A 12,103-nucleotide genomic window follows, 5' to 3' on the forward strand; every position below is an offset into this window, starting at 1 on the left:
CTTACATCGCCTGAACCCGCAGCTCATCGGAAGAGCGTGCGCGGTGACCAAGCAAGGTATTGACGTCGCTTGTTTTGGGTTTTACCAGTTTGAACTTGCTTAAGTAGTTGTTGAAATCCGTAAGGATCCGGTGCGCTTTTTCACTACCGGTCGCTTCAACGTGTTGATGCAACAAGCTACGTAAGTGTTCCTGCAGAATTGGTGTGCTGACCTCCAGCGCTTCCACCAGTTCAGGGTTCACCCGCAGGCATAAGTCATCCTGTTCATCTAATAAATAAGCAAAACCACCTGTCATACCTGCGCCAAAGTTGACGCCTGTCTGACCTAATACCAGTACCACACCACCAGTCATATATTCACAGCAGTTATCGCCTGTGCCTTCTACAACTACTATGGCGCCTGAGTTACGTACGGCAAAACGTTCACCTGCGCGGCCTGCAGCGTAGAAACGCCCGCCAGTAGCGCCATATAAACAGGTGTTGCCTGCTATAGTGGCGTCGTCTTTGGCGTAGCTAACACCTTTAGGCGGGAATATCGCAATCTGGCCGCCTGTCATGCCTTTACCTACATAGTCGTTGGCATCCCCTTGCAGGGATAAATGCAAACCACCAGCGTTCCAGACACCAAAACTCTGACCTGCAGTACCAATACAGTTCACTACTATAGGGTCGGTCGCCATGCCCTGATTGCCATGATGACGGGCAATAAAACCAGACAAAGCGGCGCCCACTGAGCGGTCGGTATTGCGGATAGGTACTGTTAAGCGACCACCTGTTTTATACTTCACCATATCGGCGCAGCGTTTCACCAGTTCCTGGTTTAAAGCACCATCGTCAAATGGGTCGTTGTTTTGTACGCAGAACAAGGATTTATCTGATTTAACGCCAGAGGCCAATAAGATTGGGCTTAAATCCAGTTTCAGTTGTTTCTGAGTTTCTGCCTCACGAACTGATAATAAGTCGGTACGACCAATCAGTTGCTCTAACGAGGTTACGCCCAGTTCTGCCATCAGTTCACGCACTTCATGCGATAAGAACTTAAAGTAGTTCATTACCATTTCTGGTAAGCCATTGAAGTGATCGCGGCGTAAAGTGGCATCCTGAGTTGCTACGCCTGTCGCACAGTTATTCAGGTGGCAAATCCGCAAGAATTTACAGCCTAAAGCCACCATAGGGCCAGTACCAAAACCAAAGCTTTCAGCACCTAAAATAGCGGCTTTGACCACGTCTAAACCAGTTTTTAAGCCACCGTCCACTTGCAGCCGAACCCTGTCACGTAAACCGTTTTCAACCAGAGCCTGATGCACTTCAGCTAAACCCAGCTCCCATGGCGAACCAGCGTATTTAACCGAGGTCAGCGGGCTTGCGCCTGTGCCACCGTCATAACCTGAGACGGTAATTAAATCGGCATAGGCTTTAGCCACACCTGTGGCAATAGTACCAACACCTGGTTCAGACACTAACTTCACAGAAATCAGCGCTTCCGGGTTGACTTGTTTTAAGTCAAAAATCAGCTGAGCCAAATCTTCAATCGAATAAATATCGTGATGTGGCGGTGGTGAAATCAGCGTCACACCTGGCACTGAATAACGCAGACGCGCAATTTCAGCTGTGACTTTTTCGCCAGGTAACTGACCACCTTCGCCCGGCTTAGCGCCCTGAGCTACTTTGATCTGAATCACTTCAGCGTTCACCAGATAATGTGGTGTCACACCAAAACGACCTGAGGCCACCTGCTTAATTTTGCTGTTTTTCTCAGTACCAAAACGGCGTGGATCTTCACCACCTTCACCTGAGTTAGAACGGCCACCTAAACGGTTCATCGCTATAGCCAAAGCTTCATGAGCTTCAGGGCTTAATGCACCTATAGACATAGCGGCGCTGTCAAAACGCGGATACAGAGCCTCAACAGGCTGCACTTGCTCCAAATCGACAGGAGTAGCATTGGCTTTGTTTAAGCTGAATAAGTCGCGTAAATGCGCGACAGGGCGCTGATTAACGAAGTCTGAGTAGACTTTGTAATCGGCATATTTGCCGCTGCGAACAGCTTTTTGCAGGCTTTGCACTACATCAGGGTTGTAAGCATGGTATTCGCCGTCATGCACATATTTCAGCTGGCCACCGTGGTTCAGCGGTTTACGTTTTAACCAGGCACTGTTAGCGCGGATTTGTACGTCTTGCTGGAAGTCGGCAAAGTCGGCGCCCTGAATACGGGAAGGTAAATCAGGGAAACACAGCTTCATCACGTTCTGGTTAATACCCACAGCCTCAAACAGGTTCGAACAGCGATAACTCGCTACAGTCGAAATACCCATTTTTGACATGATTTTGTACAGGCCTTTATTAATGCCTTTACGGTAGTTCAATACAGCCTGACGGGCTGTTAAATTGATACTGCCTTTTTCCACCAGCTGCTCAATAGTCTCATAGGCCAGGAATGGATAGATACCTGTAGCGCCTAAGCCGACTAATACAGCAAAGTGATGTGGGTCACGGGTGGTTGCGGTTTCGATAATAATATTCGAGTCGCAGCGCAGCTGGTTGTCGACCAAAGCATGATGCACAGCGCCCACGGCCATAGCTGCCGGAATAGGGATCAGGCCTTGTTCAATACGGCGGTCTGTTAAGATCACCAGCACGACTTTATCTTCGCGCACCACGCGCACAGCTTCAGCACAAACACGGCGCACAGCTGTTTCCAGATCTTCCTCTTTAGGATCGAAGTTCAGTGAAATAATATGGTGTTTGTAGTATTTCTCGTCGGCTGCTTTTAACTGTTTTAAATCGCTGTACATCATCACAGGCGATTCAAACTGAATACGGCGGGCATAACCTGCAGTTTCACTGAATACGTTATGTTCACGGCCTATGCTGGTCGCCAGCGACATCACATGAGCTTCACGTAATGGATCTATAGGTGGGTTGGTCACCTGCGCAAATAACTGCCGGAAGTAGTCGTAGAAAGTGCGGGTTTTTTGCGACAACACAGCCATTGGCGTGTCGTCACCCATAGAACCTACAGCTTCCTGACCGTCTTTTGCCAGTACAGTGACAACCTGTTCAATTTCTTCATAGCTGTAGTTAAACAGCTTATGGAACACCATCATCTGATCGTCAGTAAAGACACGTTTTCCTATTAAGTCAGTTTCAAACTGCTCGTAAGGTACTAAACGCTGCACGTTGGTGGACAACCATTTGCGGTACGGGTGGCGAACCATTAAATCCTGGTCAATTTCTTCTGAGCGCCAGATTTTTCCTGTCTGCGTATCCACAGCCAGCATTTCGCCCGGGCCAACGCGGCCTTTTTCCTGCACTTCATCAGGTGTGTAATCCCAGATGCCAACTTCAGAAGCCAGCGTGATTAATTTGTCTTTGGTAATAACAAAGCGGGCAGGGCGCAAGCCGTTGCGATCTAAGTTACAGGCCACATGTTGACCATTGGTCATAACAATACCGGCAGGACCATCCCAAGGCTCCATATGCATGGAGTTAAACTCGTAGAAGGCCTTTAAGTTATCGTCCATTACTTTGTTGCCTTGCCATGCTGGCGGCACCAGCAAGCGCATAGCACGGAACAAATCCATACCACCGGCCAGCAGCAATTCCAGCATATTATCTAAAGAGCTGGAGTCGGAACCCGACTGGCTGACAAAAGGCGCAGCTGTTGGTAAGTCAGGTAATAAAGGCGACGCAAACTTGTACTGACGGGCGCGGGCCCATTGTCTGTTGCCTGTAATGGTATTAATTTCGCCGTTATGCGCTAAAAAGCGGAATGGCTGAGCCAAAGCCCAACGTGGCATAGTGTTAGTAGAGAAGCGCTGGTGGAATACACAAATAGCGGTTTCCATCCGAACGTCTGCTAAGTCCAGATAAAAACGCGGCAAATCTGCCGGCATCATCAGGCCTTTAAATACGGTGACCAGACAAGAAAAGCTGGGGATATAAAAATCCGCATCGTCTGTCAGCTGTTTTTCGATACGGCGTCTGACCATATAAAGGCGACGCTCTAAATCATGTTCGCTCCAGCCCGGCTGTGCACTGACAAATGCCTGGCGAATTTGTGGCATAGAGCTTAACGCTAAATCGCCCAGCACAGAGCTGTCCGTTGGCATATCACGCCAACCGACCAGGGTCAGTGTCTCACGGGTAATTTCCTGTTCAATAATAGCGCGAGCCAGTTCGGCTTTGACCGGATCCTGACTTAAGAAAAAAATGCCCACCCCATACTTTTTGCCCAAAACCCAGCCTTTTTCCTCTGCAATAGCACGGAAAAAACTGTCGGGTTTTTGCATTAACAGGCCACAACCATCACCTGTTTTCCCATCCGCTGAAATTCCACCTCTGTGCTGCATACGGTCTAAACCGCTAATTGCAGTGCGCACAATACGGTGGCTGGCGACGCCTTCTAAATGAGCGATCAGACCAAAGCCACAGTTCTCTCTTGCTTGACTGTGGTGATACAACGCCATGACTCTTCCTCCAACCTGTCCTGTAAAATAAATATACCCAGAGCCTTTGAAACCGCTGCTTTGTAAACCAGCTGGGTCACTTCAAGCACACAGTAAGTCCATGTTTCTGAAGTTCCATCACTTGTTACAGCGCTGCAATATCATCTGTGCGTGGGTAAAAATGTTAAATTTATGAATTATTATTCTTTTATTTGGCGTTTTTATCCCTGAAAGAAAACAACAGCTCTTGTTTCAGTCAGTTAGGTGGTCCGCATAGTTGTTTTTATGGCGTTTAGACGTCTATCCATAAATAGACAATTAGATATACCCAGATTGGACGGAAATTGCAAGACCAGTCTGGCGCATTTAACTGACTATTTTGCCGAAGATTGTTATAACGCAATATTGTAATAAAATTACAAAATCAAGAGGTTTTTGTTGGATTTTCTGGCTTTGCTCGAAAAAAAAGGCCGCGGATGCGGCCTTTTTCTGTAATTTAACAGATATTTTTATGCGAAACTTATGCGTGATAACCGTTTGAAACACCTTTGACTGTCACTGCTACAGCATCATGAGCATGCAAAGACTCATAGTGATTCACTCGTAGCCAGAAATCGTCAAATTCAGTCAGTTGGTTTAATGCGTGTTTTAAACGACGGGCTGCATCTTCACAGAACATCAGGTTCTGACCGTTTAAGCGGGCAAACTCCTGCTCGTCTGCGCGTTTAACTGCAGCTTGCACCGGAGTCTGCAATGCATCTTCAATGGCATCAATTAATGCAATCACTGGGAAGTCCGTGACTTTTGAGTTCAACTGTACTTTTATTTCAGCCACAGAACGTTGGCTGTGTGGTGTAGCCACTATGCCCTGAGTGGTGCCTAACCAGTCTTTCACTTGTTCAGCATTGACCTGAGCGTGACCGGCAAACTTAGCCACAAAAGCTTCCTGAATAAGTTGGCGGGCTAAAGCTGCTGAACAAGGACAAGTAGATGAATAAGGCACATCGACCTTCATCTCTACTCCAAGCTTGCCATCTTTTAACTGACCAGTGATAGTCACAGGGTAAGCTTTCCAGCCTTGTTTTTCAGTGATCAGCGCTTTGCGGCGTAAATGCAGTTCAAAGTCAAATTTCACAAAAGCATGAGTACTTAAGTCTTCATGGCTGCTGATAAATTCGTGCAGCAGTTCGCTTAAAGTCGCAAAACTTAAACTGGATTCAATCGACAGTTGATCCAGCAACAGATAAAGCCGTGACATATGAATGCCTTTGGCTTTTGGATCTTTTAAGTTCACAAAAGCTTCAACTTTGGCGCTGACCTGACGTGGTGCTTCTCCCGCCACACTCAACATCAGTGGCAGTTCAATATTGCTCATGCCAACCCATTCCAGGACACCTTCAGTGGTGGCGGATGAATGGTTAGCTATATCTGGCATAGTGGTCGGCATGAATACTCCAATGTCCATCAAATGCATAGATCATGTGCAACATGATCCCGCTGAAAATTTGGCGCACTTTATACCATATTTTGCCGTGGCGGCCGGTATAAAATCTGTGCAATATAAGCTGATTTTTTTCGAACAGCTTAAACGAAAAAAGCGAATACCCGACTAAATCTGTCGGATATTCGCTAAATTGGGATGCAGAAACGGAAATTCAACTCTTTGGTACTGAAGTTATTGCTCAAAGGTGCCTTTGACTATTGCCTTGCCGTCTTTTACCAATTGGCGACCTTTGGCAAAAACATCACGAATGGTTAAATCACTTTTATTCAATAGTACTAAGTCTGCGTCCATTGCTACGGCAATACGTCCCTTGTGTTTTAGTCCTAGTACTGCGGCTGGTGCTGCTGTAATAGCAGTGATGGCATCTGATAAAGGCACCTTTAATTCACACACTGCCTGGCGGGCCACCTGATATAAAGTTTGTACTTTGCCAACTTCAAGCCCAACTAATACTCCATCGTTGTTATAAACAGGCAAACTGGCATTACCGTCTGAGCTTAAAGTTAGGTTCATAGCTGGTATTCCGGCTTGCAAAGCCCGGGCTAAAGCTTCTGCTGCTGCCACTTCGCCATGCTGCAGATCATAAGCTGTGGTGCTGGTGGTAAAATCAATCACGCCTCCGGCTTTAGCAAACTCAAGACCTGCCTGAAACAGTGCCTCATTGCGGTTTATATGGGTAGGGTAGAACTGCGATAATTTCAGTTCTGTGCCTGCTACTGCTTGCCACAGCGGCTGTAATAACGACTCACCGCTGCCTACGTGTACACTGACTACACCGGCTTTGCCGGACAAAATGCCACCTACTTTAGCTGCAGCTGCCACTTTACGTAGTTCTTCAATGGTCGGCTGGGAAGAACGGAAATCACTGATGGCAATCTCGCCAACGCCTATAAACTTGTCGATTAGGATCAGGTCATCCGTGATAGTGCCCATTAAAGTACGGCACGGAATTTCATAAGAGCCAGTATGGCAATAAGTGCTGATACCTTCAGTTTCCAACGCATGAGCTTTGGCTAAAAGATTAGTTAAAGTCCGGGTGGTCGCGTCTGTGCCCAAAACACCAATGGCTGTGGTTATTCCACCTAAAGTAGCGTCTGTTAACTGCATTTCAGGAGTACGGCTGGCAAAACCACCTTCGCCGCCGCCGCCGATAAAATGCACTAAAGAATCGACAAAACCTGGTACCAGATAACAGTGGCTGGCATCTATTATTTCGACAGGTAAATTGCTGTTGCCTATGTTTAAACCTTGTTGTATGGCTGCAATCTGGTGGCCTGCAACTAACAGATCCATGGTGCCCAAATCCTTGGGACTTATCAGATGGGCATTTTTAAATAGTTTTACTGTACTCACTCTTTGTCCTTAATTATAACCAATGGCAACTGCGACCAGCACAGCTGTGCTTGCAAAGGCAAAAAGCCATAGCTGCAAACGCCAGGCAAACTTTGCCCATAACATCCAGTCAACTCTCACTACACCTAAACAGCCAATTAAAGACGCAGAGGTAGGCACTATGCAGTTGGTTAAACCATCTCCCAATTGAAAGGCTAAAACGGCAATTTGGCGGGATACTCCAACTATATCGGCCAAAGGCGCAACCAGAGGCATAGTTAAAGCAGCCTGACCTGAACCTGAAGTGACAAAGAAGTTAAACACCGACTGGAATATCAACATAAACCAGGCGGAAACATAACTGGATACGCCTTCAAAGCTACTGCCAGCGTAATGCAATAAAGTATTGAGTATAGACGGTTCCGTTGCGTCGTCTCCTCCTAACAGCAACACTATGCCTTTGGCCATACCTACAATCATGGCGGCTGGTAATAACTCAGCTGCCCCTTGTTTAAAGGCATCAGCCGATTCATTCACCGTGATACGTTTTCCGGCTATAGCCAAAACCGCTGTGGCTATACCTAAAGCAAAAAACTGCGTGGCAATTTCCGGAATATAGTAGCCTCGCGCTACCACACCCCAAATCACCCAAATAATACCTGCGACAAACAGCAATAAGATGGCGGCGTCTAATTTGCCAAAATGGCTGCTTTGTTGTTCTTGTTGCTGTGCACGAAGTTTTTGGTCTGACTCAAAACTGACGGAAAGCTGTGGCTTCTTTTTAATTTTGGCAGCGTAACGCATGGTAAAGATGATGCCAAATAAGGTGAATAGCAGCCAAAGCACAATACGGTAATCTGCACCTGACATTAAAGGTAAACCGGCAATTCCCTGAGCTATAGCCACGCTAAAAGGGTTCATCCAGGAGGTGGCAAAACCAATCTGAGTGGCAATATAGGTGACCAGCACAGTGGTGATAGCGTCGTAACCCAAAGCAAGCATTAAAGGCAGCAGCACTATACAAAAGGCAATGGCCTCTTCACCCATGCCAAAAACCGCGCCGCCCAAAGAAAACAGCAGAAACATCAGAGGGATAAATAGAAAGTCTATGTCTTTAGTTTTAGCTATTAACGCCAGAATACCGTTATTAACAGCACCTGTTTTCATAATGATGCCAAAGGCACCACCAGTCAGCAGAATAAAGGCAATAACACCAATAGCTGCACCCATTTTGTCGCCTGAAACCAGACCTTCAAAGGCGTAGTTTAAAAAGCCAACCTGACCGCCTTCACCAAACAAGGGCACTGCTTTATTTTGTTCAACTGCCAGCTGAAAACTATTGGGGTCAATACGGGCTTTAACCGTTTCACCTGCTGCATTTACGTTCTCCGGTAACAGTTGAAAATAACCAGCCGGGATTAGATGAGACGCAATAGCTGCCGCTATCATCACAAAAAAAAGTATGACAAAAGCGTCCGGCATGCTGACCGGTTTTTTGCTTGTAACTTGCATGAGATTTACCTGTTAAATGCAGCCGGGCCTGGACCCGGCTTATTTGTAATAGCTTCGCGTGCGGTTAAAACTTGTGGCTAAGCGCAATACGGAAGCTACGGCCTAAAGCATCATGGTTAATCGAGTCAAAGCCGCGGCTTGAACCATAAGCTACTGGTGGATCCCGATCAAACAGGTTGTCGATATTAAAGCTGATTGTTGTTTTAGCAAAATCATATCCCACATTAAGACGCCAGGTAGTCCAGGAAGAGACCTGACGTGTACCTTCTGCGTTTAATACGCCCAGATCATCTAACTCATCCAGCTCGCGACCACGAAGACCCTCTATATCATCTTCGTAAGAGTCGGTGTAATTGGCCGCTACACTGCTGAAAAAGTTGTCTTTAGACCAGCTAAAGCGCACACCAGCCAGAGTTTCAGGGTAACGCCAGGTGCCAATCAGCTCTTCAATTTCATCTGAACCTGCCTTGTTGCGTTCAAAAGACAAATAATGAGTAGCGTCCAGACTCAGGCCAAAAGTTCCGACTTCAGTATTAAAGCTGTGGTCGTATGCCAGATCGATACCGCTGACTGTTTGCTCACCGGTATTTTCCAGTAACAAAATATGGTCCCGGAACAGTGGTAATTCTGCGAAGCGAGGATCGTCGTAATCGACCCATGCATCCAGTATTTCTGCCATATTGGCGCCATCTTGCTCAATAGTCAGACCTGCATTGTCTGTTACATCACAAAGGGCTTCATCAAAAGAAATACCCTGTGCGCCTTCAGGCACTAAACCACAATGACGGAATGAGGCATCTCCAATAGCGCGGGCCAGAACACCTGTCATGTTTGTATTAACCAGATTTTCATGCTCAAAGCGCCAGTAATCGACTGTCAAAGTACTGTCTTCCGACATACTTAAAGCGAAACCTAAACTGATGGAGTCAGATTCTTCAGCCTGCAATTGTGGGTTACCCAACTCAAGCACGTTATTACTGCGCTCATCACCAAAACCTTCACAGAATAAATCAGCAACAGCCTGGTTGGCGCTACAGTCAAAGTTTGCTGTGGTGGTTCTGAGTTTTACACCTGCCTGAGTTAAGGAAGGCGCACGGAATGAAGTCGCATAGGAGGCTCTGACAATCAGTTCTTCTACAGGGCGATAGCTAAAGCCAATTTTTGGGTTAAATGTGCTGCCAAAATCGTTAAAGTGATCATAACGTGCAGCTAATTGCATATCTAAAGTACTGGCCAGCGGTACGTTGAATTCAGAAAATGCAGCCCATTGAGTGCGTTCTGCAGCTGACAGACTGGAACCAAAACCAAATACATCAACCAGATAACCATTTTCAGCCCGGGCTACCGCATTATCAGAGGGGGTATCAGTGATTTTTTCTTTACGGATCTCCAGGCCAAAAGCAGAGCTAATGACACCATCGTTAAATTCCATCAAATCACCGTTAAAACGCGCATCCCAGCCGACTACAGTGCTTTTACCTTTACGGCTTGGCATTTCCTGCGCAAGCGCCAGCAAAGCTTCGTTGCTACTATCGTTTTGCAGGAAAGGGTTGTACATAGCGCCTGTAGAGCCGCTGCAACTTAAACTATCGTTATCAGCCTTATAGCTGGCAATAGTGCCGTTTGAACATAGCTCGCCTGCTAAAGCGGCGTGGTATTTATATCTGTTGTAAACGCCTTGAGTAGCAAGTTGATCAGATTTTGATTCGGAGTACATCACTGCAGATTCCCAGCCCCAGGCGCCAACAGAACCTGACAGAGCACTGACTAAACGCAAAGCGTCTGTTTCTACTTCAACAGTGCGTGGAGTACCAAAACGGGCATCAAAAGCAAAACCATAAAGCTCGCGGCCTGCAACAGTATCAAATGGGTCTATATAGAGTTGGTCCAGCAGCTCGTTACGAATATCCGGGCCAAAAATATCTAAGGCTGTTTCATCGACATACGGGCCTTCACTGTCATCCAGTTGGTTAATAGGAGCCGGGCTTGAGAGGGCGACAGATTTGGTGTTGCTGAAAAATACATCGGTGTACCAGCTGATATCACCAAAATCTTTCTGGAAAACAGCACCAGTGGAATAACTGGTTAAATCTGAGTTTAACTGATCGTCTTCATTCGGATAATAAGCACAAATTTCCTCACCAAACTCAGTGGTGACAAGTTCGGTAGCGCAGCCTGGTGTGGCCAGTTCATTGCCTGAACGGACAGAGTTGTAATAAATATTGGGTGTGTTTTTTGGCAGGTAAGAATACGAACTTTGTAGCAGGGGAGTGCGGGTAAACTCTCTGTCCTGAGCGCTAAAGGCGTTACGGTCCAGATAATCAGCGAATACAGTCAGTTGACCTCCAGCGACTTGCTGACCAAACAACAGATTCAGGTTACGGCGGCTCTCATCACTGGACGCCGCACTGTCGCCATAAGAGGCATTAAGCTCAATGCCTTCATAATCTTTTTTCAGTATGTAGTTAATAACACCAGCCACAGCATCTGCACCGTAAATGGCCGAAGCGCCTGTGGCTAAAACTTCAATACGTTCAATAGCAGCTAAAGGAATACTGTTTACATCAACAAAGTTCTGAGTGCCTGCAGCAAAAGAGCTGGCTGCCACACGGCGGCCGTTAATCAGCGTCAAAGTAGAAGCCGGGCCTAAACCTCGCAATGATGCCGCTGCCTGTCCTGCTGGAGTTGACGTTGAGGTTGCGCCACTTTCACTGGTGGAAAAGGTGCCGTCACCGCCTCTCAATTGGCCTATGCCTTTCAATAAATCAAAAATGGTATTGGCGCCGGATTTTTTAATATCTTCGCTGCTGATCACGACCAGCGGCTGAGCACCTTCTAAATCAACGCCCTTGAGACGGGAGCCTGTGACTTCAATTTTTTCTATTGAATCGTTTTCAGTTGTAGTTTCAGTTTGAGCAGATACGGAAAAGCAGCAAGCCGCAACGGCCAGCGAAAGCATAGATGGTTTCAACATTTTTTATTACCTGTTGCTTCAGTACAGCACTGTCTGCTCCGGCAACTGTGTTGCAGAGTGATTTTCAGCAGGCTGTTAGTTATTGTGATTTAGTTTGAAATAGCAAAACACCCAGCAGTTAGCTGGTGGTTTTGCTACTCGTTAAACCACTCCGACAGGTAGTAGGACGAGTAGTAATATGTAGCGAGACAAACCGCTTTTTTTAGCATATTACTTTACTGATGATTAATTTCAGACTGTTTAAAGATTTAACCGCTCAGCCATCTTCTGTCAATCAATCTTCGTGAGTAAAACTGATGGTTGTTTAAAAAGTGCTCAGAATGGCTGTTTTTAC

At 46.6% G+C, this 12,103-nt stretch carries 5 protein-coding genes; all 5 read right to left on the minus strand.

Features of this window, described 5'->3' with window-relative positions; all coding sequences use genetic code 11:
• Nucleotide 1: 1 nt before the first annotated feature.
• Complete coding sequence (gltB, locus tag EK374_RS05805; RefSeq protein ID WP_127020998.1) at nucleotides 2–4,468, minus strand: glutamate synthase large subunit; 4,467 nt, start codon at nucleotides 4,466–4,468, stop codon at nucleotides 2–4.
• A gap of 499 nt (nucleotides 4,469–4,967) precedes the next feature.
• Nucleotides 4,968–5,894, minus strand: a complete 927-nt coding sequence (gene folE2, locus EK374_RS05810) for a GTP cyclohydrolase FolE2 (protein ID WP_127021000.1) — start codon at nucleotides 5,892–5,894, stop codon at nucleotides 4,968–4,970.
• A 228-nt stretch (nucleotides 5,895–6,122) separates the two neighbouring features.
• Nucleotides 6,123–7,304 carry a beta-aspartyl-peptidase gene (iadA, locus tag EK374_RS05815; RefSeq protein ID WP_127021002.1) on the minus strand — a complete coding sequence of 394 codons (1,182 nt, stop codon included), beginning with the start codon at nucleotides 7,302–7,304 and terminating at the stop codon, nucleotides 6,123–6,125.
• 9 nt (nucleotides 7,305–7,313) lie between these two features.
• Complete coding sequence (gene yfcC / locus EK374_RS05820) at nucleotides 7,314–8,795, minus strand: putative basic amino acid antiporter YfcC (RefSeq protein WP_127021004.1); 1,482 nt, start codon at nucleotides 8,793–8,795, stop codon at nucleotides 7,314–7,316.
• Between the two features lie 64 nt (nucleotides 8,796–8,859).
• Nucleotides 8,860–11,769 (minus strand): TonB-dependent receptor plug domain-containing protein, encoded by a 2,910-nt coding sequence (locus tag EK374_RS05825; RefSeq protein ID WP_127021006.1) that lies wholly within the window; start codon nucleotides 11,767–11,769, stop codon nucleotides 8,860–8,862.
• Between the last annotated feature and the right edge of the window lie 334 nt (nucleotides 11,770–12,103).

Origin of the sequence: Rheinheimera mangrovi, from assembly GCF_003990335.1 — a bacterium.
Classification (GTDB): domain Bacteria; phylum Pseudomonadota; class Gammaproteobacteria; order Enterobacterales; family Alteromonadaceae; genus Pararheinheimera; species Pararheinheimera mangrovi.

What these genes read in the sequence shown, in the direction of transcription:
- gltB (WP_127020998.1), bottom strand. Translation starts at nt 4,468, where the DNA reads ATGGCGTTGTATCACCACAGTCAAGCAAGAGAGAACTGTGGCTTTGGT.
- folE2 (WP_127021000.1), bottom strand. Translation starts at nt 5,894, where the DNA reads ATGCCGACCACTATGCCAGATATAGCTAACCATTCATCCGCCACCACT.
- yfcC (WP_127021004.1), bottom strand. Translation starts at nt 8,795, where the DNA reads ATGCAAGTTACAAGCAAAAAACCGGTCAGCATGCCGGACGCTTTTGTC.
- EK374_RS05825 (WP_127021006.1), bottom strand. Translation starts at nt 11,769, where the DNA reads ATGTTGAAACCATCTATGCTTTCGCTGGCCGTTGCGGCTTGCTGCTTT.